A 23628-nucleotide genomic window follows, 5' to 3' on the forward strand; every position below is an offset into this window, starting at 1 on the left:
AATTTTTATATGATATGAACGATGTCAATTTTTATGGATTCCATTTTGACAACTCAGTATGAACTACATCGACAAATTTTAGAAGTCATCGCTCTAATTCCATATGGAAAAGTAGCAACTTACGGACAAATAGCACGTATGGCTGGGTTACCTAAACATGCCAGATTAGTGGGTTATGTTCTTAAACATCTTGAAGCAGATCATCAGGTGCCTTGGTACCGCGTTATTAACTCACAAGGTAAAATTAGCCTAAGTAAATTTAATGAAAAAGGTGAAAATGTTCAGCAGTTAAAGCTTGAAGCTGAAGGAGTCTACTTATTGAATGGTAAAGTGAACTTAAAGCAATTTGCTTGGCAACCTTAATATTATTAAAGAGAAAAATACAAATGCAGAATTATAAATGGCGGACTGTAGGCATATTATTAATAAGTTTAACAGTGCAATCGAGTTTCGCAGAGCAGACTATTTCAGCCCAACCTTTTATAAATGTGAAAGCTTCATCACAAGAAATACACTCAATTTGTCAGCAGTTGAGTCAGAAATGTAGCGATGAAGTTAAGCTGTGGAAACCCAAAAATACACAAGATCAGACTTATTATTTAATAGATGAGACTCCGCAAATTGCTCAAGTTAAAAAGCAGAATAACCAATACACAGTAATAAATGAGTGGAACTTTAAAAATTATGAACATACTAATAAAGAGCCACATTCTGATGATTTAGGTCCTGATGGACTCAAAATCTTTCCAGCACTATATCCACTCAATAAAAATGAATATGCCATAGCAGTACTAAATACTTGGTTTACTGGTTACTCTGGAGGGGGGCGTTTTGAAGAAAATGCTGATTTTATTGAGCTTAAGCCTAAAGGGCGGTATCAAGTTGCATTAAAAGATATTAATTTTTCTACAAGTGAAATGATTCGTGCATGCTTTTCAGAACAAGAGTATAAGAAGTCACCGCATTGTCATGATGAAAAATGGATGACATTAAATATTAGGTTTAAAGATATCGGTCAATCTTACTATTTATGGCAATTAAATTATAAAAATTATTCTTGGGATGCTTTTAAAAGTAAAAAAACAATAACAGTTGAACAATCGAGTGAAGATGTTATTCCATTTAAAAAATAGATACCTACCTGACTAAATTGAGCCAGATAGGTATTTTTTTAGCGAACAATCAAAACAGGAATATGGCTTTCACCTAAAACTTTTTGTGCAACACTTCCTAATACAAGTTTTCGGACACCTGTACGGCCATGCGAACCCATAACGATGAGATCTGCATTGATGTCTTGTGCAGCTTGAATAATTTCTTCATGAACCACAAAGCCTTCAAGTAATTTGGTTTCTACGGTAAGCCCTTCTTGTACAAATTGTTGTTTGGCTTGTTCTAAAATATCGAGTAAATAAGTTCTAGTGCGTTCAATCAATTCATTTGTTTGACCAGTCTTTACATAAAGATCCGCAATAATTGGATCAAGCGCCATCACTTGTACGATAGTAATTTTACTATTTAATGCTTTTCCGAGCTTGATGGCTTCTTTCATAGCGACCGTAGAAGTTTCAGAACCATCAATTGGTACAAGAATATGCTGATATGACATGAGATTGTTCCTTATTGTAATGATGCTTATTTATTCAATACTTTATACTTCTTTTCTTACGATTTAAATTCTAGCTCGTAATGATTTGTGTTATTGAAACAAGAAAATCTTGGCACTATTTTTTATTTATCTCTTAAATTTTCAATATGTGTTGTTAAAGCATTGATATCATCAGTTTGCAAATATTCACGCATTTTTAAAACTTGTTTTTCATCTAAATCATAAAGTTTTAAAGTGAGTAGTTTCTCTATTTGCTCTGGCGGAAAACGGTATTTAATAACTTTTGCCGGAACTCCACCAACAGTTGCATAGGGTGGAACGTCTTTTGTTACAACGGCTCCAGTTGCAATAACTGCGCCTTCACCAATTTTTACGCCTTGCATAATCATTGCACGGCTTCCAATCCAACAACCATCTGCAATGATGGTGTGGCCAGCTGCTAGAAAACTACGAGTATCGAAGGGGAAAGTCGAAATCCAATCTGGTCTATGAAGCTGATTGCCACCCATCATAATCACGCATTCAGCACCAAAACATACAAAATTACCAATATAAAGCTGATCAATAGGTTTTTCTGGAGTAGAGGGTTTGTCGTGTAAATAGCGTACTACACAACGCTCAAAACCTTGATCCCAATAGGCTGAGTAGTAAGAGTAATTACCCTTGATATGGATATTCGGATTTTTGACAGTTTTGGAAATAAACTCAAATTCACACCAATGACGGACTGGTGAGTTAATCAGAGGTGTATCCATAATTTACTATCCAAACAAATGATTTAAAGCAATTAAAAACCCCTCATAAAGAGGGGCTTAAGAGTAGTATCTTAAAGATATTCTACGCTTACAACTTCGTATTCAACTTCACCTTGAGGAGTGATAATTTTTGCTTCATCACCTTCATTTTTGCCTAAAAGGCCACGAGCAATTGGTGAGTTCACTGAGATTTTATTAATTTTAAAATCAGCTTCATCATCGCCAACAATTTTATAAGTCTTGCGTTCTTCAGTATCAAGGTTTTCAATCGTTACCGTAACACCGAATACAACACGACCGTTTTGTTCTAAGTCTTTAACATCGATGACTTGTGCAGCACCCAATTTTCCTTCGATATCTTGGATACGGCCTTCGCAGAAACCTTGTTGCTCACGAGCAGCATGATATTCTGCATTTTCTTTTAAGTCCCCATGTTCACGTGCCTCAGCAATCGCTTGAGTAATACGCGGACGTTCAACAGATTTCAGATGTTGTAATTCTTTCTCTAAGGCACTTTTACCTTCAGGGGTCATTGGATAACGTTGCATTTCGGTCCCTCTTAAGTTGAGAAAACACAGTTAAAAAAATGAAAAAATCCCGCCACCGATAAGGTGGCGGGACTTATCGGAAAAAAATTAACCTACAGTTAAATCTTGCAAGCGGTATACATCCATTGGCAATTTCACAGCAAAGGCTTGGCAAACTGCTTCTGCGCCATTGATAGTCGTTGTGTAATACACTTTGCCTTGTAGGGCAGCACGACGAATCATTGCAGAGTCATATTGAGCTTGTTTGCCTTCAGTAGTGTTGACAATAAGGTGTATTTCGCCATTTTTCAAGCGGTCAACAATGTGTGGACGACCTTCAGTTACTTTATTTACAGGTTCACATTCCAAACCTGCTTCTTTAAGCACTTTATAAGTTCCACCTGTTGCTACCAGTTTGAAGCCGTATGCTACAAACTTTTTAGCGATATCAGCGATATATTTCTTATCAGATTCACGGACAGATAAGAAAGCAATCTTTTCTTCGCCTTCAGTTGGCAAGCCCGGTAAGCGGTCATTAGAACCTAAAACAGCTTTATAGAATGCTTCACCGAATGTCTTACCAACACCCATTACTTCACCTGTAGATTTCATCTCAGGCCCAAGCATTGGGTCTACGCCTTGGAATTTAGCAAATGGGAAAACTGCTTCCTTCACAGAAAAGTGTGTTGGAATGATTTCTTTAGTAAAGCCTTGAGATTCAAGTGATTGACCCGCCATACAACGAGCAGCTACTTTTGCTAAAGATTCACCAATACATTTCGATACGAACGGAACAGTACGTGAAGCACGTGGGTTTACTTCAAGAACATAAACGTCATCGCCTTTTACTGCGAATTGAACGTTCATCAAGCCAACAACACCAAGTTCTTTTGCCATAGCCACTGTTTGACGACGCATTTCGTCCTGAATCTCTTGAGACAGAGAGTAAGGAGGAATAGAACACGCAGAGTCACCTGAGTGAATACCTGCTTGTTCGATGTGCTGCATGATACCGCCAATCACAACATCTTTACCGTCAGATACGCAGTCAACGTCAACTTCAGTTGCATCGTCAAGGAAACGGTCAAGAAGAACAGGGGCTTCGTTAGAAGCTTGTACTGCTTCGCGAAGATAACGTTTAAGTTCATCTTCGTTATACACGATTTCCATTGCGCGACCACCCAATACATAAGATGGGCGAACAACTAACGGATAACCAACTTTCGCAGCTTCAGAGATACCTTCTTCAGCAGATTTTACAATGCTGTTGTTTGGTTGGCGAAGCTGTAAACGTTGAATCATTTGTTGGAAACGTTCACGGTCTTCTGCACGGTCAATTGCATCTGGAGAAGTACCGATAATAGGAGTACCAGCTTCTTCTAAAGCACGTGCTAACTTAAGTGGAGTCTGACCACCGTATTGTACGATTACGCCTTTTGGCTTCTCAGTACGAACGATTTCAAGAACATCTTCAAGTGTTACAGGTTCGAAGTACAAACGATCTGATGTGTCGTAGTCGGTAGAAACAGTCTCAGGGTTACAATTCACCATGATTGTTTCATAACCGTCTTCACGCATAGCTAGAGCAGCGTGTACACAGCAGTAGTCAAATTCGATACCTTGACCAATACGGTTTGGACCACCACCAATTACCATGATCTTGTCACGATTTGATGGATTTGCTTCACATTCTTCATCGTAAGTTGAATACATATATGCTGTGCCAGATTCAAACTCGGCAGCACATGTATCAACACGTTTGTAAACTGGATAAACACCCAAGTTCCAACGTTGTTTACGGAATTGCTTTTGTGAAATGCCCATGAGGTGAGCAATACGAAGGTCCGATAAACCTTTACGCTTGAACGAACGGATGTTATCCGCGTTTAAGTCACCAAAACCTAAAGTTTTTACTTGAGCTTCTGTGTTGACGATATCTTGAATTTGAATCAAGAACCAACGGTCAATTTTAGTAGCTTCAAATACGTCATCTAAAGAGAAACCATGACGGAATGCATCTGCTACGTACCAAATACGCTCAGGACCCGGAACTTTAAGCTCTTTTAAAATCGTTTCTTTTACGTTTGTTGCACCAGCTTCGATTTTTTCATCAAAACCGCTTACACCAACCTCAAGACCACGTAATGCTTTTTGTACAGATTCTTGGAAGTTACGGCCAATTGCCATGACTTCACCAACAGACTTCATCTGAGTGGTAAGAACAGGTTCTGCTTGTGGGAACTTCTCAAAGTTAAAACGAGGAATCTTCGTTACAACATAGTCAATTGCTGGTTCAAAGCTCGCAGGAGTTACACCACCAGTGATGTCATTTTTCAATTCATCAAGAGTATAACCAACAGCTAGTTTCGCAGCGATTTTTGCAATTGGGAAACCAGTTGCTTTAGAAGCAAGAGCAGATGAACGAGATACACGAGGGTTCATCTCGATCACAACCATACGGCCGTCTTTCGGATTAATACCGAACTGAACGTTAGAACCACCGGTCTCAACACCAATTTCACGAAGAACTGCAACTGAAGCATTACGCATCAATTGATATTCTTTGTCAGTCAATGTTTGAGCTGGTGCTACAGTGATTGAGTCACCAGTGTGAACACCCATTGGGTCAAAGTTTTCGATCGCACATACGATAATACAGTTGTCGTTTTTGTCACGAACAACTTCCATTTCGTACTCTTTCCAGCCGATTAATGATTCATCAATCAATAATTGGTGAGTAGGAGAGAGGTCGAAACCACGTTCACAGATTTCAAGGAATTCTTCACGGTTATATGCAATACCACCGCCTGAACCACCCATTGTGAATGAAGGACGGATAATTACTGGGAAACCAAAGCGAGATTGGATTTCCAATGCTTCTTCCATGGTTTCAGCAATAGCAGCTTTTGGACATTCCAAACCGATTTTGCGCATAGCGATGTCGAAGAGTTTACGGTCTTCGGCTTTTTCAATCGCTTCTTTAGTTGCACCAATAAGTTCTACATTGTACTTCGCTAATACGCCATTTTCATCAAGTGCAAGTGCGCAGTTCAATGCGGTTTGTCCACCCATCGTAGGTAGGACTGCATCTGGACGCTCTTTTTCAATGATTTGAGCAACAGTTTGCCAAGTAATTGGCTCAATATATGTTGCATCAGCCATTGAAGGGTCAGTCATAATGGTCGCTGGGTTAGAGTTAACCAAAATAACACGGTAGCCTTCTTCACGAAGCGCTTTACATGCTTGAGCACCAGAGTAGTCAAACTCACAAGCCTGACCAATAACAATTGGACCAGCACCAATAATTAAGATGCTTTTAATATCCGTACGTTTAGGCATTATTCGCTCCGTAATTACTGTTTAGATGCTTCGATAAGTTCGATGAAATGATCGAACAATGGTGCACAATCATGTGGACCTGGGCTTGCTTCAGGGTGACCTTGGAAGCTGAAAGCTGGTTTGTCAGTACGGTGGATACCTTGTAAGGTGCCATCGAACAATGATTTATGCGTTGCTTTTAAGTTAGCCGGTAATGTTTCTGCATCTACAGCAAAACCATGGTTTTGAGATGTAATCATCACTGTACCATCTTCAAGATTTTGTACAGGGTGGTTTGCACCGTGGTGACCATGATTCATTTTTACAGTTTTTGCACCAGAAGCGAGTGCCAAGATTTGGTGTCCTAAACAGATACCAAATACAGGTAATGTTGTGGTTTCAACAATAGTGTTTACAGCTTCGATTGCATAGTCACAAGCAGCTGGGTCACCAGGACCGTTTGAAAGGAATACGCCATCTGGATTAAGTGCTAATACTTTTTCAGCCGGAGTTTCAGCAGGGACAACAGTAAGTTTGCAACCGCGGTCTGCAAGCATACGCAAGATGTTGGTTTTGACACCATAATCGTATGCAACCACATGATATTTTAACTCAGGTTGTGTAAAGCCCTTACCTAATACCCATGAACCTTCAGACCATTCAAAACCTGTTGGATCACAGCACTCTTTAGCAAGGTCTAAACCATTTAGACCACCAAAAGCGCGAGCTTTAGCAATAGCTTCTTCTTCAGTAATATTTTCGCCAGCAAGGATGCAACCATTTTGTGCACCTTTGTCACGTAAAATACGAGTAAGTTTACGTGTATCAATATCAGCAATTGCAACAACATTGTGCGCTTGTAAATATTCACCTAACGACTGCTCAGAACGGAAGTTACTGTGTAGTAGTGGAAGGTCACGAATAATTAAACCATTCGCCCATACTTTATGGATACGACCAGATTCAACGTCTTCTTCGTTGCAACCAGTGTTACCAATATGAGGGTAAGTTAATGTCACAATTTGTTGTGCATAACTTGGGTCAGTCAAAATTTCTTGATAGCCTGTCATGGCTGTGTTAAAAACGACTTCACCAGTCGTACTTCCCGTTGCGCCGATTGACGTTCCTTTAAAGATCGTTCCATCTGCGAGGGCTAAAATGGCGGGGATGCTCAAACCAAAGCTCCTGAATTTCGGCTGTAAAAAAGCGAGTAGACCTAAAAAAGATAGGCGATGTTCTAAAAAAACATGCCCCTCCTCATCGGTCTGCCCGCTTGTAACTTAACAGCGCATTATACGCATGGAACCCTAAAAAGTCTATTTGTTTTCTATTAAAAAATATAATTCCTTGCTTGCTTTTTGCAAAAATATTCATCCGCTTGTCTGAAATTGATACTTTTGGCAAATTGTCTAACAATCTGGCAGTTAAATTATGCTAATTCCACTTATTGTAATGTTAGAAAAAAATAAACAATATGAGGAAATAGTATGAGCAATCAAGTTTCAAAAGATATAGCTGAAAACGCTTCTAAAGTTGCGGATGTTGTTAAAGCTGAAGTAACAGAAGTGAAAGAAGTTGTTGCTAAAACAACGACCCGTGCTAAAAAAGCAGTGGGTGCTAAAGCGACGCAGGTAAAAGAAGTTGTAGCTGAAAAAACAGAACAGGTAAAAGAAGTCGCTCAAGAAGCAACTTCGCAAGTTAAAGAAGCTATAAATGAAACTCAAGAACAAGTAAAAGTTGTATTGAGTGAAACTGAAGAAAAAATTGAGACTGAGACTCAAGAGTTGAACCAAAACATTCAAAATCAGTTTGCTCAGATTAAACAAGATATTTTACAACGTCTTGATGTGATTAAAGCTCAGTTCAATACGTCTCAAGAAGGATTAAATGAACTAAAAAATACATTAAAAGCTGAAATTAATGCATTAATTGAAGATTTAACAAAAGTAACCAAAGAACTTAAAGGTGACATTAGCCAAATCTCTTTGAAGCATAAAGATTCTTTAAGTGAGAGTTTGAAACGCACTAAAAATAATGCGGTTGAAGCTTGGAACAAAGCAAGAGATAACTAAGTTTAGCTTCATAAAATTGATAAAAAAGCGAGAATCAATTTCTCGCTTTTTTACTTTTAAAACTGATGTAGCCAATCACGTTTATTGTGAAAATCAGCATTTTGTCCACTATGCTGCATTGCATAGTACTGCATACCATCTTTAGTCTTTAAAACAGCGGTTAAACCTAAATAAAGGTTTGCCCATTTTAAATGATGCTGCTGCATAAACTGACCTAAATCAAGACTTACATTTAAGCCGTAGTGAGTACGCTTGAGATGATTGAGCTCGATATCGTAAGCAACGAGGGGAGGCATGCTTTCCGGATAGCGATATTCTTCAAACTGGTAAGTTTGCCATGCTTGAGAAGGAGAAAGATTAATTTCCCGATAAAAATCTTCACCATGCACGCCAATAAAAATCTCAAAACAAGTCTCTTCCCACAAAAAATCTTGACGGGGATGAGCTGCAACTTCTTGAGGCCAGATAATAAGTTGGTTTGGATCACGAATCCAAAAACCCACATTTAATGTATGTGGGGTTTGCTGTTCAATTGCGCCAACAACAGAAACAGCATGAAAACGATCAAAAGCTGAAAGTTCGTAACTTGCCATAAAGTAGTCAATAAATTAGTTTGCTAAGTGAGCGTGACGAACAAGGTTAGATAAGTGTTGGTTCTGTTTAGCTGCTTTTTTGTAAAGTAAAACAATTTTACCAATTTTTTGCACAGCTTCAGCACCAGTTGCTTCAACAATGGCATCGATTACAGCAGCACGAGCTTCACGATCTTCGCCAGCAACTTTTACTTTGATGAGTTCATGATCATTCAAAGCACGAAGAGTTTCTTCGATTACAGCATCTGTTAAACCTTGTCCACCAATCATGACAACTGGATTAAGCACATGACCAATTTGACGTAAACGTTTACGTTCATGAATAGATAAAGCGGCCATTAAAAATACCTGATTTTAAAAACGACTTAGTATAGCAAAAAACTTAAAATCAAATGTACGAAAAACTGTATAAATAATCGATCAACATTATTGGAAAAAAACTGTAAAAGTTATTGAGATTACGTTACATCCGTACTGTAATGAGAGTAATTTTCACGTACAATGAGCAATCAGAAGTTTTTTTGATATTTAGTGAGTTATGGCAACACGCATTACAAACCAAAAATTGTCTAAAAGTAGTCGTGCGTGGATGAGGGAACATCTAGACGATCCTTTTGTAAAAAAAGCACAAAAGGAAGGATATCGTGCACGAGCAGCATATAAACTTCTTGAAATTCAAGAAAAATATAAGTTGATCAAGCCAGGCATGACAGTGGTTGATTTGGGAGCGGCTCCTGGGAGTTGGTCGCAAATTGCTGGGAAACTTGTTGGTAGCAAGGGGTTGGTTATTGCTTCCGATATTTTACCTATGGATGCTTTGCCGGATGTCACTTTCTTACAAGGCGACTTCAGAGAAGAAGCAGTATTTGAAAAATTGTTAAATATTTTAAATGGAAGACAAGTAGACATTGTAATTTCTGATATGGCCCCCAATACATCAGGTAATAGGGCTGTTGATCAACCTCGACAGATTTACTTATGTGAACTTGCTTTAGACTTTGCTCAAAAAGTCTTGGGTCCAAATGGACAATTTGTTGTTAAAGTGTTCCAAGGCGCAGGATTTGATGAGTTTCGTAAACAAGTCGTTGATAGTTTTGATGTGTTAAAAACAGCAAAACCGGCAGCTTCTCGGGCACGATCTAAAGAAGTTTTTTTGGTTGGACAAGGGCGTAAGAAAGCATTGCAATAAAGTTTACTTGCCAAGCTCCTAAAAATTGTGCATTTTGTATCTTTTAGGTTATCCGCAAGCAAGACAATTGCTGTTTTTAAGAAGATCGGCCAAGATTAGGCATGATCAAATTAGATCGATATGGGAATAAAGCTTTGAGCGATTACTTCAAGAATGCCGTATTGTGGCTAATAATACTGGGTGTTCTGATTTTAATTTTCAGTAATATCAGTGACCGCAATAAGCCTTCTGCAATGAAATATTCAGATTTTGTTGCAGCGGTGAATGCTGGCCAAATTAAGCAAGTCACGATTGACGGTTTAAATATTAGTGGTGAAAAAACTAACGGATCTCAGTTTGAAACTGTTCGTCCGCAAGTTGAAGACACTGAACTTATGCCAAGCTTAAACAAGCAAAATGTTGTTGTAGAGGGCACAGCACCACAACGTCAAGGCATTTTGATGCAACTTCTCATTGCTAGTTTCCCTGTACTGTTAATCATTCTGTTATTCATGTTCTTTATGCGTAACATGGGTGGTGGTGCAGGCGGTAAAAATGGTCCGATGAGTTTTGGTAAGTCAAAAGCAAAAATGCTTTCTGAAGACCAAATCAAAGTGACTTTTGCTGACGTTGCCGGTTGTGATGAAGCTAAACAAGAAGTTGTAGAAATTGTAGATTTCTTAAAAGATCCTGCAAAGTTCAAACGCTTGGGCGCTACAATTCCACGTGGCGTACTTATGGTTGGTCCTCCAGGTACTGGTAAAACGTTATTAGCTAAAGCAATTGCTGGTGAAGCAAAAGTTCCATTCTTCAGCATTTCTGGTTCTGATTTTGTTGAGATGTTTGTGGGTGTGGGTGCGTCCCGTGTCCGTGATATGTTTGAACAAGCAAAACGTCATGCACCATGTATCATCTTTATTGATGAGATTGATGCAGTAGGTCGTCACCGTGGTTCAGGTACTGGCGGTGGACATGACGAACGCGAGCAAACCTTAAACCAAATGCTCGTAGAGATGGATGGTTTTGAAGGTAATGAAGGCGTAATCGTTATTGCTGCAACTAACCGTGTTGATGTGTTGGATAAAGCTTTGTTACGTCCAGGCCGTTTCGACCGTCAAGTTATGGTAGGTCTACCGGACATCCGTGGTCGTGAGCAAATCCTGAATGTACATTTGAAAAAGTTACCTTCAGTGACTGGTGTAGATGTTAAAGTCTTATCACGTGGTACACCTGGTTTCTCTGGTGCTCAGTTGGCAAACCTTGTAAACGAAGCTGCTTTGTTTGCTGCTCGCCGTAATAAGAATACTGTCGATATGCATGACTTTGAAGATGCAAAAGACAAGATCTACATGGGTCCAGAGCGTAAGTCGATGGTTCTACGTGAAGAAGAGCGTCGTGCAACTGCTTATCATGAAGCTGGTCATGCAATTGTTGCTGAGATTTTACCAGGTACTGACCCTGTGCATAAAGTAACAATTATGCCGCGTGGTTGGGCTTTAGGTGTAACTTGGCAGTTACCTGAACAAGATCAGATTAGCCACTATAAAGACAAAATGTTAAATGAAATTGCAATTTTGTTTGGTGGTCGTATTGCTGAAGAAGTCTTTATTCAGCAGCAATCGACTGGTGCTTCAAATGACTTTGAGCGTGCTACGAAAATGGCTCGTGCGATGGTTACGAAGTATGGTATGTCTGACAAAATGGGTGTTATGGTTTACGAAGATGAAAATCAAAATGGATTCTTCGGTAACGTAGGTAGCCGCACAATTTCTGAAGCAACTCAACAACAGGTTGATCAGGAAGTACGCCGTATTTTAGATGAACAATATAAAGTTGCTCGTGATATCTTGGAAAATAATAAAGATATCGCACATGCTATGGTTAAAGCGTTGATGGAATGGGAAACTATTGATCGTGAGCAAATCCGTGACATCATGGAAGGTCGCGAGCCTCAACCACCTAAAGTTTATATTGCTGAAAATCCGGTATCGGCATTTGAACCACCGAAAGATGGTCCATCTACTCCACCGCCATTACCAGCGATGAATTAAGTTAATTAATAAAAAAGCCACAGTTATGTGGCTTTTTTATTTGTCTTAACTTTGGATAAAGCTGAAAAGAAATCGACAGCATGTAAAGCTTACTTGCTAAAATAGCCGCTGATTTTGAAACGGAGCTTTTTATGCAGTTAATATCTTTACCCAAGCAGATTTTACAGTGTGGACAGCTTCAATTAGATTTATCTCAGCCACATGTTATGGGTATTTTAAATGTTACCCCGGATTCTTTTAGCGATGGTGGTAAACATAATCAATTAGACCAAGCGGTTGAGCATGCGCTTAGTATGATTGAACAAGGCGCGACTATTATTGATATTGGGGGGGAGTCTACTCGACCTGGTGCTTCAGAAGTGGCGATTGAAGAAGAAATACGCCGTGTGGTACCTGTAGTTGAAGTTTTATCTCGGCATAATGTTATTTTATCGATCGACACGAGCCAGCCAGAAGTTATTCGTGCAGCAAAAGCAGCAGGGGCGCATATTTGGAATGATGTACGCGCTCTAACACGTCCTAATGCATTGAAGACCGCAGCAGAGTTAGATATACCTGTAGTCATTATGCATATGCGTGGTGAGCCAACCACAATGAATCAGTTAGATCAATATAGTGATGTAACGTTAGATGTGATGCAGGAGCTGCAACAGCGCATTGATGATGCTCTAGCTGCTGGAATTCAACAGCATAATATTATTATTGATCCTGGATTTGGTTTTGCAAAAAATGCACAGCAGAATTTAAAATTATTAAAAGAATTTTGGAAACTTAATGAGCTAGGTTATCCAATTTTATCAGGTCTTTCTCGTAAACGCTTTATAGGTGAGGCTTTAAAAGGAGCTGCTGCTGATCAGCGTGCTGTAGGAAGCGTTACTGGGCATTTGTTAAGTATTCAGCAAGGAGCGTCGATTGTAAGAGCACATGATGTGAAAGCGATGCATGAGGCTGTTTTAGTTTGGCAAGCCATGCAGCAGGCATAAATTGTATTCTTATTGAATTAGATGTCTGTGTATCACATAAAGGTGGATGAGGAGTCAGGTAAAAATCTCGTGATTTTTGCGAAAATATGTTATAAGCGGCAAGTTTTTGCTGTTGTGTAATCTTTTGTATGTTCGAAGACCTACTTCTCCCAATGTTTGATGATGAATATTATCCAGATATTTTGGTCGCTGAACTTAAGCAGCTTATTGAACAATTTGCTAAAAAAGTTCAGAAGCCTGCTTTAGCTGATCAAGATGTTTATCGATATGCTCATCAGACTGTAAATGAAATTAATGAAATGAAACCACAGTTTGAAGATCTGGATTCGTCGCTTGATGATAGTGCTGCCGATTACATTGCTGAGGCAATGATGATGGTAGTTCAAGATGCAGGATTTTTAGATCTTGAAATGGAAGAGCTGGTTATGAATCGAGAGTGGTAATTACTCTCGATTCTCAAAATTTTCAATCGCATCTAATAAATGACATGATGCTCCTAAATGTACCTGATCTATTTTTTTAATTTTTAAAATTAAATTTCCATTTTGCTGCTCATTTACATCTGCTAATACGCTTATCCAATAGGTTGTCTTTTTATGTTGTAATGCTTTTAATTGAGTAATTACATCTTGAGATGTTTTGATTAGGTAGTCATCCTGAGTAGAGAGAAACGTATAAAGTGCCAATCATTATTTTTAAATAAGATTGTGCCGTTAAATATATCTTCGGCATCTGCAATCGATATAAAAAGTCGGGTGGAAATAAATATGATTGTTTTTATCATAATTTTTATTTTCATTAGACATAAAAAAACCAGCTTACGCTGGATTCTTTGTAGCACCAAATTCAATAGTTGAAAATGGTGCCCGGGGCCGGACTCGAACCGGCACGCTTTGTGGGCGGGGGATTTTAAATCCCCTGTGTCTACCTATTTCACCACCCGGGCATGTGCGCAATAATAGAGGACAAGTGCGCGATTGGCAAGAGAAAAACAGAGAGTTTGCTTTATTTTCAATCAGTTCTTGTCGGTATTTATATAAATTAACCAGTTTGTGTCATGATTTGTTCATCAAACTGAGATCAGACGTTCATCTTATGTACTTAAGTTTAAAGCACTCATTGCTTAAAACTTAGAGAATTTTATGTCAGAGAAAATTTCACGCCGAGAATTAATTCAAAAAAGTCTACTCGGTTTTGGGGCTTTATCTATGCCTGTTGCTTTCACTGGTTGTAATGATGGTTCTGATGATGAAAGTCCGCAAATACAAGCAGATTTTCTTCATGGTGTCGCAAGTGGAGACCCCTTGCAGGATAAAGTCATCTTATGGACACGGCTGACACCTGCAGACTCCGGGGTACGCTTAAAAGTTGTGTGGGAAATTTCAACCGATAATCAGTTTAAACAAAATTTAAAGACGGGGATGGTTGAAACAAGCAAAACTGATGACTTTACAGTGAAAGTTGATGCAGCTGGTTTACAAGCAGATACGGTGTACTACTACCGTTTTAAGTTTGGTAGTAAGGTTTCACCAGTAGGGCAGACGAAAACATTACCAACATCGACCAATAAAGTAAGCTTTGCAGTATGTTCTTGCTCAAACTATCCTGCGGGTTACTTTTATGTTTATCGTGAAATGGCAAAACAAAACGTCGATGTCATTATTCATTTAGGTGACTATATTTATGAGTATGGGGCAGATGGTTATGCGACAGAGGATGCTGCAAAGCTAGGTCGTACGCTACCTGCTGACAATAATAAAGAAATTATTAAATTAGATGATTATCGCAAACGCTATGCACTTTATCGTCAGGATAAAGATTTACAAGCAGCTCATCAACGCCATTCTTTTATTGTAATTTGGGATGATCACGAGTTAGCGAACGATGCTTGGCGTGATGGTGCGGAAAACCATCAAAGTAACGAAGGGTCTTTCTCAGATCGTAAATTAGCTGCTCTGCAAGCTTATTTTGAATGGATGCCGATTCGTCCAGTTTCTAGTTCTGACCATTTAAATATTTATCGCCAGTTTAACTTTGGCTCTCTTGTCCAACTCACTATGCTAGATACACGCATTATTGCGCGTGACAAGCAACTTGAATATGCGGACTATATGACTGCCTCTGGCTTAGATATTGTAAAATTTCAAGCAGATTTAACAAATCCGGCGCGTACTTTAATGGGGTATACGCAAAGAGATTGGTTAGTAGATAAATTAAAGCAATCTACAGCAACATGGAATGTGGTGGGGCAGCAAGTCTTAATGAGTAAAATGTGGATTCCAGCCGAATTGCTGGCATCTTTAGGGCAGATTACTTCAGGAGGAACTTCATCTGAAGCACTTGCTAAGATGAACGCACAAATTACCGAGTTGGTCACTTTAAAACTTCGTTTACAACAAAATGATCCGACATTAACAGCCCAAGAAAAAGCAAGGATTATGACGGTGGCACCATACAATTTAGATGCTTGGGATGGTTACTATGCTGAGCGAGAGCTTGTATACGATAAATTGGCAGAGTTTAATAAAAAGATGATTGTGCTTGCGGGAGATACACACAATGCTTGGGCATCTTATTTATATAGCCAAAAAGGAAAATATGTAGGTGTTGAACTGGCAACAAGCTCTGTATCATCTCCTGGCTTAGAAAAATATTTAAGTATTCCGTTGGCACAGTTACAGCAGTTTGAGTTTGCGTTTACTACATTGATTGATGAATTGGTCTATTGTAATTTAAATCAACGCGGATACTTGCTCGTTACTCTCGATCAGGCACAAGTTCATTCGGAGTGGGTATTTTTAGATTCAATTAAGAATGCTGAATATCAAGTGGATTCAAGCAGGCAAAACGAGATTATATTGGATCTGAATTTGACGCCTTTAAAGCAAGATCAGAAAACTGCTTAAAGCATAAAAGAATAGGGGTTACATATGTAGCCCTTTTTTTAGATATAAAAAAACCAGCTTACGCTGGATTCTTTATGACACCATATTCAGTACTTGAAGATGGTGCCCGGGGCCGGACTCGAACCGGCACGCTTTGTGGGCGGGGGATTTTAAATCCCCTGTGTCTACCTATTTCACCACCCGGGCTTTACCAAATTTGGAGGCGGAGGTCGGAATCGAACCGGCGTCCACGGAGTTGCAGTCCGCTGCATGACCACTCTGCCACCCCGCCTACATTTGGTGATGCACATATTAGCAACCTTTACGAAAAAAACAATACCGTTTTGAGCGAAGATGCACATAAAAACAACATCTAGAATAAAATTAGCGAAATTATCATGTATTATTGGCACATTAAATTCATGTCTACCTTGGAGATGTGCTGTGGCATTGGTTTTAGACGGTCGTGCATTAGCAAAGCAAATTGAAGAAAATTTGTCGGTACGTGTTGAAGCTTTAAAAGCAAAAACAGGTCGTACCCCGATTTTGGCGACTATTTTGGTTGGGGATGACGGTGCATCTGCAACTTATGTACGTATGAAAGGTAATGCCTGCCGCCGCGTAGGTATGGATTCATTAAAAATCGAATTACCACAAGAAACGACAACAGAACAATTGTTAGCTGAAATTGAAAAGCTAAATGCCAATCCAGATGTTCACGGTATTCTTTTACAACATCCAGTTCCTGCACAAATTGATGAGCGTGCATGTTTTGATGCAATCTCATTAGCAAAAGATGTTGATGGCGTAACTTGCCTTGGTTTTGGTCGTATGGCAATGGGTGAAGCTGCGTACGGTTCAGCAACTCCAGCTGGCATTATGACGATTCTCAAAGAAAACAATATTGAAATTGCGGGCAAACATGCAGTTGTAGTTGGCCGTTCAGCAATTTTAGGTAAACCAATGGCAATGATGTTGTTACAAGCAAATGCAACAGTAACGATTTGTCATTCACGTACACAAAATTTACCTGAGCTTGTAAAACAAGCTGACATTATTGTTGGTGCTGTAGGTAAAGCTGAACTTATTCAAAAAGACTGGATTAAACAAGGTGCAGTTGTTGTAGACGCAGGTTTCCATCCACGCGACGGTGGCGGCGTTGGCGATATTCAATTACAAGGTATTGAAGAAATTGCTTCTGCTTATACACCAGTACCAGGTGGTGTTGGTCCAATGACCATTACAACTTTGATTCGTCAAACTGTAGAAGCTGCTGAAAAAGCTTTAGGTTAATTTATTCATGATAGCGTCCTAGCATTTAATTCAAATGTTAGGACTTCGTATGCTACTTTTCTTTCGGGATGAGTAGCGAAGCTACGCAAGACCAAAACGGTTGCTTTAATTAATACAGTGGAATTGAACTAACGTATTTTTAGTAACTAAAGGCTATCATGTTATAAGCCGTAGTTTTAGTCTTGCTCGTGATGTAGTTGATCAAATAGAAATTATAAATTGTTGAGCTTATTTATGAGCTGTACCTTTCAACTGACCAACGCACCTGAACATTTACTTCAAGCCTTACATGAAGTCATTCCTCAATGTGAATTAATGGCACAACAGTTGCCTGAAACTCCAATCTCTTTATGGTTAATTCCGCCAGTTTTCCCGACTGATCGTTTAGATGATGAAGTTATTCGTCGTATTTGGAATGACACGCCGTATTGGATTTTCTGTTGGGCATCAGGTTTGGCGATGGCTCAGTGGATACTTGCAGAGCCGCACCATGTTAAAGATAAAGTGGTATTAGATTTTGGCGCGGGTTCTGGTGTAGTCGCTATTGCTGCAAAAATGGCAGGAGCAAAACGAGTAATCTGCTGTGACATTGATCAAGTTAGTCTAAATGCTTGCCGTGAAAATGCATTGCTTAATGGCGTAGAGCTCGAATATTTGGACGATTTATATAAAGCTGAACAAGTTGATGTTCTCTTGGCTGCCGATGTTTTATATGACCAATGTAATCGTTTCTTTTTAGATGAGTTTTTAAAGTTTGCACCAGAAGTTTGGGTAGCAGATAGCCGAGTTAAAAATTTTAGTCATCCAAAATATGAAAAAATTGAAGAAAGAAGCGCTACTACATGGCCAGATCTGGATGAAGCAAGAGAATTTAGAAATGTAAGTTTTTATAAGACGCTGTAAAAGAACAGCGTCTTTTTTTATTTTATGAACAAGTATAACGAACCACTTTTAATGTGCTTGGGCGAGCTTCAAGTGCTTGGCGAGTCGCATAATCTTCACCATTATTTAAACTTGGTGTGTTTGATAAACCGAAAGAAGCACGAGTTTCACCCAATTTAATTCCATACTGCTCATCTTTAGCTGGGTTTGGAATTTCATTGACACTTAAAATTGATAATTTATAAACTTTCTGAGCACCTAACACATTTTGGCAAGCACGTTGTAATTTACGCTCATCAAGTTGCTGGTTACTACGACCAGCTAAAGTATAAGCTAAAGTCGCTGAAGTTTTAGTTTGGTTTTCAATCTGATAGCCAGTTGAACCATTATATTGTCGAGGTGTAGTCTGACAAGCAGTTAAAATAAACATACTACTTAATGCCAAACATAAAATACTTTTGTTCATCAGTATCGTCCTTATTTTCTTATATGAAGTATCTCATAAAATAGAAGGGTTGTTTGTGCTTATTCACTTGGTTAGAGCCAATATTAACTGACGATATTGACTCTAATTGTAAAATATTAATGCTCTTTAATTTTTGAATGATGCTTAGTGTCTTTCATAAAAATATAAATGAGTAATGAAATAAAAATCATGACACTGACATAAATAAAGTACCAAGATTCATGTCCAGCCTCTTTGAAACTTAATGCGAAAAACTCTGCTGTGCCACCAAACAAAGTATTGGCAATCGCATAGGGTAAAGCTACTCCTAAAGCGCGAATATGAGCAGGGAAAAGTTCGGCCTTCACTACAGCATTAATTGAAGTGTAGCCAGTCACCATTACTAGACCTCCAAAACATAACCAAAATGCTGTCCAGTAGTTATGCGTGTTTGCCAGTGCATCAAATAAAATGTATGTGAATAAAACACCTGTTATTCCGAAGAAAATCATAAGAGGTTTTCGACCAATTCGGTCTGATAAAGCACCTGCTACAGGTTGTAGACACATGAAAATAAATAACGCTAAAGTGGTAATTTGAGTAGCTTCAGGTTTAGAAAAACCAGAAGTATTCACTAAATATTTCTGTAAATAGGTCGTGTAAGTATAGAAAGCTAAAGTACCACCAGCAGTTAAGAATAATACGGTGAACGCTTCTTTAGGGTAGTGTTTAAATAAAGCAAACATGCCCGATTGTGGTTGGTCTTTTTCAGCTTGAGCATTTTTAAAAGATTGAGTTTCTAGTAAGCCACGACGAATACGGAACACAACAATCGCAAGTAAAGCGCCAATAAAGAATGGAATACGCCATCCCCAGTCATGTAATTGCTGCTCTGTAAGTACCATTTGTAAAATGAGAAGTACACACAAGGCAGTGAGCTGTCCGGCAATTAAAGTAACATATTGAAAGCTTGAGAAAAAACCACGTCGATCTTTTTCTGCCATCTCACTTAAATAAGTAGCACTTGCACCATATTCACCGCCTACACTTAGACCTTGTATTAAACGTGCAACAACCAGAAGTAATGGGGCAAATACACCAATGCTTTCATAAGATGGTGTAACTGCAATAAGTAGAGAGCCAACACACATTAAAGTAACGGAAAGTGTAAGACCCGCCTTACGTCCTTTACGGTCTGAATAAATCCCCATAATCCATGCGCCGATAGGACGCATAAGGAAACCTACTGCAAAAATTGCAGCTGCTTGTAGGAGTTGAGCTGTTTGACTTCCTTTTGGGAAAAAGGCATGAGCAAAATAGAGCGTAAATGCGGCATATACATACCAGTCGTACCATTCGACAAGGTTACCGGCAGAACCGCCCAAAATTGATTTTAGACGAGTTTTTGTATCTAAATTAGAATGTGGAGGTGTTGCGGTAGAAGGTTGATCAACCATGATTCGCTCCATGTTTTGCTTGGGTTGAATGCTAAAAAAGAGAAGATTTATTCTGATTTTTCATATTATCTAGAAGAGTATTTCACTTTATTTTTTTTATGTCTGTAAAACAATGTTTATTATTTAAGCGAAGGAATAAGTTGAATATTTATGTAATTTCAAATCAGTCGACCAACTGGTTTTTGTGACCTTATCCGAATCTTTGGGCTGTTATTTTTTCCCAATTAGTAAAAACTGATAAAGAATGAGCAATGTTTGGAAGAAGAAAACCTATATCCCTTAAAAATAATGATATATTCCAAAGAAAATTTTAAATAAATACAGTTGGACATAATGTCTTAGCATTGTGAACTAGATGTGTGTAGATAATGAAAGGGACATTCAGATGTCAAATTGCCCAAAAAAATATATTGTTGCTTTTGATCAGGGAACAACAAGCTCAAGAGCAATTGTTTTAGACCATGATGCAAACGTTGTCAGTATTGCTCAAAAAGAATTTACTCAAATATATCCTCAGCCGGGTTGGGTTGAGCATGACCCTATGGAAATTTGGGCAACACAAAGTGCGGTATGGGTAGAGGCATTGGCTCAAGCTGGCATTAAGAGTGAACAAGTTGCGGCAATTGGCATTACAAACCAGCGCGAAACTACAGTTGTTTGGGATAAAAAAACAGGCAAGCCGATTTACAATGCAATTGTTTGGCAAAGCCGACAGACGACTGAAATTTGTAATCAATTGCATAAAGCTGGTTGGCAAGAATATATCCGTAAAACAACGGGTTTAGTCATTGATCCTTATTTTTCGGCCACAAAAATTAAATGGATTTTAGACCACGTTGAAGGAAGCCGTGAACGTGCTAAGCGAGGAGAGTTGTTGTTTGGTACGGTGGATACATGGTTAATCTGGAAGTTAACCAATGGCGGTGTTCACGTCACTGATTTTACCAATGCTTCACGAACTATGCTGTTTGATATTGAAAAGCTTGAATGGGATGAAAAGCTTTTACAGGCCTTAGATATCCCTAAAGCAATGTTACCTGAGGTACGAAGTTCATCTGAGGTTTATGGATATACACATACCATTAGTGGGCAAGAAGTCGGTATTCCAATTGCGGGAATTGCAGGTGATCAACAAGCTGCGCTTTTTGGTCAAATGTGTGTTGAGGCAGGGCAGGCTAAAAATACTTACGGTACTGGCTGTTTTTTACTCATGAACACAGGTAAAAAAATTGTCCGTTCAGAGCATGGATTACTCACAACTATTGCATGTGGTGCGAGCGGTGAGGTGAACTATGCTTTAGAAGGTGCCGTATTTAATGGTGGCTCTTGTGTACAGTGGTTACGTGATGAGTTAAAAGTCATTAAGAACGCTAAAGACTCTGAGCTTTATGCAACACGGGTAAAAGACAGTAATGGAGTATATGTAGTTCCTGCTTTTACTGGATTAGGTGCACCGTATTGGGACCCAACAGCGCGTGGGGCAATTTTTGGTCTAACACGTGGAGCCAGCATTGAACATATTATTCGTGCAACTTTAGAGTCCATTGCTTACCAGACAAGAGATGTACTTGATGCCATGCAGCAAGATGCCGAAGAAGAGCTTCGTACTCTCCGTGTTGATGGGGGAGTAACGGAAAATAATTTCTTGATGCAATTCCAAGCTGATATTTTAGCGACACCAGTAGAACGCCCAATAATGAAAGAAACAACTGCTTTGGGTGCAGCTTTCCTTGCAGGTTTGGCGACGGGTTTTTGGCAGGATCTTCATGAGTTAAGAAATAAATCTGCCATAGAAAAGGTATTTGAGCCAAAAATGTCTGCTGAACAATCTGAGCTGATTTATAAAGGTTGGCTTAAGGCGGTTAAGCGTAGTCAAAATTGGGCCGAGGATTGATTTTTTCTTAAATTAATTAAATTGTAGAGTAATCAATTAATGCCTAAAGGTTTGCTAATTCAAATTTGATTATTCTACTTTTTAGATTGTTGTTTCATCAATTTGATGTTTTAATTTTTATAAGATCAACAATAAAAAGAATATGAGAAATGACAATACAATCTAATGATTATTCAAAAGTATATGATATTGCCGTAATTGGTGGCGGTATTAATGGCGTCGGTATTGCTAATGATGCGGTAGGCCGTGGATTATCCGTATTTTTATGTGAAAAGGATGATTTAGCCAGTCACACCTCATCTGCTAGCAGTAAATTAATTCATGGTGGTCTACGTTATTTAGAACATAAAGAGTTCAGGTTGGTCAGAGAAGCATTAGCAGAACGAGAAGTGTTGTTGGCTAAAGCGCCACATATTATTGCACCAATGCGTTTTATTATGCCTCATCGACCACACTTACGTCCTGCATGGTTAATTCGAGCAGGTCTATTTTTTTATGATCATTTGGGAAAACGAGAAAAATTATTAGGTTCAAATCTGATTTATTTCAAAGAAGATAGTCCCTTGAAACCAGCTATAACGCGTGGGTTTGAATATTCTGACTGTACTGTAGATGACGCACGTCTTGTTGTATTAAATGCGCTACAAGCTAAAGAGCAGGGTGCTAAAGTCGTGACACGAACTCGATGTGTGAAGGCTTATAAAGAACAAGAACTGTGGTACTTGGAACTACAAAGTGGAGCTGAGGTTTATCAGATACGTGCAAGAGCTTTAGTAAATGCAGCTGGTCCTTGGGTTGAAGAAATTATTAGTGAAAACCTAAACTTAAGATCACCTTATCAAGTCCGATTGATCCAAGGAAGTCATATTGTTGTGCCAAAGCTATATGACTGTCATAAAGCCTTTATTATGCAAAATGAAGACCGACGCATCGTTTTTGCAATTCCATATTTAGAAAAATATACCCTCATTGGTACAACAGATCAGGAATATACAGGTGATCCACAAAAGGTAGAGATTACCGATGTAGAAATAGATTATCTTTTGACGGTCACAAATTCACATTTTAAAAAGCAGTTAACGCGAGCACATATTGTAAGTCAGTACTCAGGTGTACGCGCTTTATGTGATGATGAGTCTGATAACCCTTCGGCAATTACCCGTGACTATACTTTGGCACTACAAGCAGAAAATACTAACGCACCATTGTTATCGGTATTTGGCGGCAAGATTACGACTTATCGAAAACTGGCTGAGTCTGCTTTAGAACATCTGTCTCCGTTCTTTAGTGAAATGGCAGAGGAGTGGACTGCCAATAAGCCATTACCAGGTGCTGAGAACTGGACCACACTAGATGATTTAATCAACCAGATTCAATTACATGTAAGTGGAGTTTCTGAATCCCTTGCCAAACGTTGGGCTCATGCATATGGCACAAGAGTTTGGAACATGCTCCATGAACGAAATGCTATGGAAAAATTGGGGCAAAATTTTGGTCACGATTTATTTGAATGTGAAGTTAAATATTTATGTGAATATGAGTGGGCAAATACTGCAGAAGACATACTCTGGCGAAGATCTAAATTAGGTTTGGCATTTGATGATAAACAGATAAAAGTGTTAGAAGCTTATTTATCTGAACGTCGACTAAAAGATGATGCCGCATAATAAAAAAGGCCGCATAAAGCGGCCTTTTT

Annotated in this window: 22 protein-coding genes and 3 tRNA genes; 12 read left to right on the forward strand and 13 right to left on the reverse strand. The window is 38.9% G+C overall.

From position 1 onward, the window contains the following. Window positions 1–33: 33 nt before the first annotated feature. Together I8T81_RS04105 and I8T81_RS04110 are read left to right on the forward strand one after the other, a co-directional pair. On the forward strand, window positions 34–363 hold the full coding sequence (locus tag I8T81_RS04105) for an MGMT family protein (RefSeq protein ID WP_077164276.1): 330 nt from the start codon (window positions 34–36) through the stop codon (window positions 361–363). 23 nt (window positions 364–386) lie between these two features. After that, window positions 387–1133, forward strand: coding sequence for a hypothetical protein (locus I8T81_RS04110; protein WP_198072169.1), 747 nt, complete (start codon window positions 387–389; stop codon window positions 1131–1133). Between the two features lie 38 nt (window positions 1134–1171). On the opposite strand, the gene I8T81_RS04115 is transcribed toward I8T81_RS04110, so the two are convergent. The 5 genes from I8T81_RS04115 to carA form a co-directional block, all read right to left on the reverse strand. Continuing rightward, window positions 1172–1609: a universal stress protein gene (locus I8T81_RS04115; RefSeq protein ID WP_004699616.1), complete on the reverse strand. Its 438-nt coding sequence runs from the start codon at window positions 1607–1609 to the stop codon at window positions 1172–1174. A gap of 122 nt (window positions 1610–1731) precedes the next feature. Further along, window positions 1732–2364 carry a CatB-related O-acetyltransferase gene (locus tag I8T81_RS04120; RefSeq protein WP_198072170.1) on the reverse strand — a complete coding sequence of 211 codons (633 nt, stop codon included), beginning with the start codon at window positions 2362–2364 and terminating at the stop codon, window positions 1732–1734. Window positions 2365–2435: 71 nt separating this feature from the next. Then, window positions 2436–2912 (reverse strand): transcription elongation factor GreA, encoded by a 477-nt coding sequence (gene greA, locus I8T81_RS04125; RefSeq protein WP_004699621.1) that lies wholly within the window; start codon window positions 2910–2912, stop codon window positions 2436–2438. Between the two features lie 87 nt (window positions 2913–2999). After that, complete coding sequence (gene carB / locus I8T81_RS04130; protein ID WP_004699623.1) at window positions 3000–6230, reverse strand: carbamoyl-phosphate synthase large subunit; 3231 nt, start codon at window positions 6228–6230, stop codon at window positions 3000–3002. Between the two features lie 14 nt (window positions 6231–6244). Next, the gene (carA, locus tag I8T81_RS04135) at window positions 6245–7384 is read right to left on the reverse strand and encodes a glutamine-hydrolyzing carbamoyl-phosphate synthase small subunit (RefSeq protein WP_039253009.1); all 1140 of its coding nucleotides are present in this window, start codon (window positions 7382–7384) and stop codon (window positions 6245–6247) included. A 312-nt stretch (window positions 7385–7696) separates the two neighbouring features. Between carA and I8T81_RS04140 the strand changes: the two genes are divergently transcribed. Beyond that, complete coding sequence (locus I8T81_RS04140) at window positions 7697–8281, forward strand: hypothetical protein (protein ID WP_198072171.1); 585 nt, start codon at window positions 7697–7699, stop codon at window positions 8279–8281. Window positions 8282–8337: 56 nt separating this feature from the next. On the opposite strand, the gene I8T81_RS04145 is transcribed toward I8T81_RS04140, so the two are convergent. Together I8T81_RS04145 and yhbY are read right to left on the reverse strand one after the other, a co-directional pair. Further along, window positions 8338–8874, reverse strand: coding sequence for a DOMON-like domain-containing protein (locus I8T81_RS04145; protein ID WP_039253004.1), 537 nt, complete (start codon window positions 8872–8874; stop codon window positions 8338–8340). Between the two features lie 15 nt (window positions 8875–8889). Then, window positions 8890–9213, reverse strand: a complete 324-nt coding sequence (gene yhbY, locus I8T81_RS04150; RefSeq protein WP_004699631.1) for a ribosome assembly RNA-binding protein YhbY — start codon at window positions 9211–9213, stop codon at window positions 8890–8892. A 199-nt stretch (window positions 9214–9412) separates the two neighbouring features. Between yhbY and rlmE the strand changes: the two genes are divergently transcribed. The 4 genes from rlmE to I8T81_RS04170 all read left to right on the forward strand — a co-directional run bounded on the left by rlmE (window position 9413) and on the right by I8T81_RS04170 (window position 13519). Beyond that, window positions 9413–10063 carry a 23S rRNA (uridine(2552)-2'-O)-methyltransferase RlmE gene (rlmE, locus tag I8T81_RS04155; RefSeq protein ID WP_000235573.1) on the forward strand — a complete coding sequence of 217 codons (651 nt, stop codon included), beginning with the start codon at window positions 9413–9415 and terminating at the stop codon, window positions 10061–10063. Between the two features lie 134 nt (window positions 10064–10197). Beyond that, the gene (gene ftsH / locus I8T81_RS04160) at window positions 10198–12093 is read left to right on the forward strand and encodes an ATP-dependent zinc metalloprotease FtsH (protein WP_025469076.1); all 1896 of its coding nucleotides are present in this window, start codon (window positions 10198–10200) and stop codon (window positions 12091–12093) included. Window positions 12094–12224: 131 nt separating this feature from the next. Beyond that, the gene (folP, locus tag I8T81_RS04165; protein WP_019456565.1) at window positions 12225–13076 is read left to right on the forward strand and encodes a dihydropteroate synthase; all 852 of its coding nucleotides are present in this window, start codon (window positions 12225–12227) and stop codon (window positions 13074–13076) included. A 128-nt stretch (window positions 13077–13204) separates the two neighbouring features. Further along, complete coding sequence (locus tag I8T81_RS04170) at window positions 13205–13519, forward strand: DUF5713 family protein (RefSeq protein ID WP_004699637.1); 315 nt, start codon at window positions 13205–13207, stop codon at window positions 13517–13519. Here I8T81_RS04170 and I8T81_RS04175 read toward each other — a convergent pair whose 3' ends face one another. Continuing rightward, a complete protein-coding gene (locus tag I8T81_RS04175; RefSeq protein ID WP_227602150.1) occupies window positions 13520–13762 on the reverse strand; it encodes a hypothetical protein in 243 nt (80 codons plus the stop codon). It abuts the gene before it with no gap. A 174-nt stretch (window positions 13763–13936) separates the two neighbouring features. Then, window positions 13937–14022, reverse strand: a tRNA-Leu gene (locus I8T81_RS04180). Between the two features lie 196 nt (window positions 14023–14218). Here I8T81_RS04180 and I8T81_RS04185 point away from each other — a divergent pair. Further along, on the forward strand, window positions 14219–15982 hold the full coding sequence (locus I8T81_RS04185) for an alkaline phosphatase D family protein (protein WP_198072172.1): 1764 nt from the start codon (window positions 14219–14221) through the stop codon (window positions 15980–15982). 100 nt (window positions 15983–16082) lie between these two features. Here the strand turns inward: I8T81_RS04185 and I8T81_RS04190 are convergent. Next, window positions 16083–16168 (reverse strand) — tRNA-Leu (locus tag I8T81_RS04190). A gap of 11 nt (window positions 16169–16179) precedes the next feature. Further along, window positions 16180–16253: transfer RNA gene (locus tag I8T81_RS04195), tRNA-Cys, on the reverse strand. Window positions 16254–16405: 152 nt separating this feature from the next. Here I8T81_RS04195 and folD point away from each other — a divergent pair. Together folD and I8T81_RS04205 are read left to right on the forward strand one after the other, a co-directional pair. Continuing rightward, complete coding sequence (gene folD, locus I8T81_RS04200; protein WP_016140185.1) at window positions 16406–17254, forward strand: bifunctional methylenetetrahydrofolate dehydrogenase/methenyltetrahydrofolate cyclohydrolase FolD; 849 nt, start codon at window positions 16406–16408, stop codon at window positions 17252–17254. A gap of 234 nt (window positions 17255–17488) precedes the next feature. Continuing rightward, window positions 17489–18157, forward strand: a complete 669-nt coding sequence (locus tag I8T81_RS04205; RefSeq protein ID WP_134263507.1) for a class I SAM-dependent methyltransferase — start codon at window positions 17489–17491, stop codon at window positions 18155–18157. A gap of 22 nt (window positions 18158–18179) precedes the next feature. On the opposite strand, the gene I8T81_RS04210 is transcribed toward I8T81_RS04205, so the two are convergent. Together I8T81_RS04210 and I8T81_RS04215 are read right to left on the reverse strand one after the other, a co-directional pair. Next, on the reverse strand, window positions 18180–18602 hold the full coding sequence (locus I8T81_RS04210; RefSeq protein WP_004699645.1) for a hypothetical protein: 423 nt from the start codon (window positions 18600–18602) through the stop codon (window positions 18180–18182). Between the two features lie 116 nt (window positions 18603–18718). After that, window positions 18719–20050: an MFS transporter gene (locus I8T81_RS04215; RefSeq protein WP_077165145.1), complete on the reverse strand. Its 1332-nt coding sequence runs from the start codon at window positions 20048–20050 to the stop codon at window positions 18719–18721. Between the two features lie 373 nt (window positions 20051–20423). Here I8T81_RS04215 and glpK point away from each other — a divergent pair, with 373 nt between their 5' ends. Next, on the forward strand, window positions 20424–21932 hold the full coding sequence (glpK, locus tag I8T81_RS04220; RefSeq protein ID WP_019456546.1) for a glycerol kinase GlpK: 1509 nt from the start codon (window positions 20424–20426) through the stop codon (window positions 21930–21932). A 149-nt stretch (window positions 21933–22081) separates the two neighbouring features. Further along, window positions 22082–23599: a glycerol-3-phosphate dehydrogenase gene (glpD, locus tag I8T81_RS04225; protein ID WP_198072173.1), complete on the forward strand. Its 1518-nt coding sequence runs from the start codon at window positions 22082–22084 to the stop codon at window positions 23597–23599. Window positions 23600–23628 lie beyond the last annotated feature (29 nt).

It is taken from the genome of Acinetobacter seifertii, from assembly GCF_016064815.1.
GTDB classification, from domain to species: Bacteria; Pseudomonadota; Gammaproteobacteria; order Pseudomonadales; family Moraxellaceae; genus Acinetobacter; species Acinetobacter seifertii.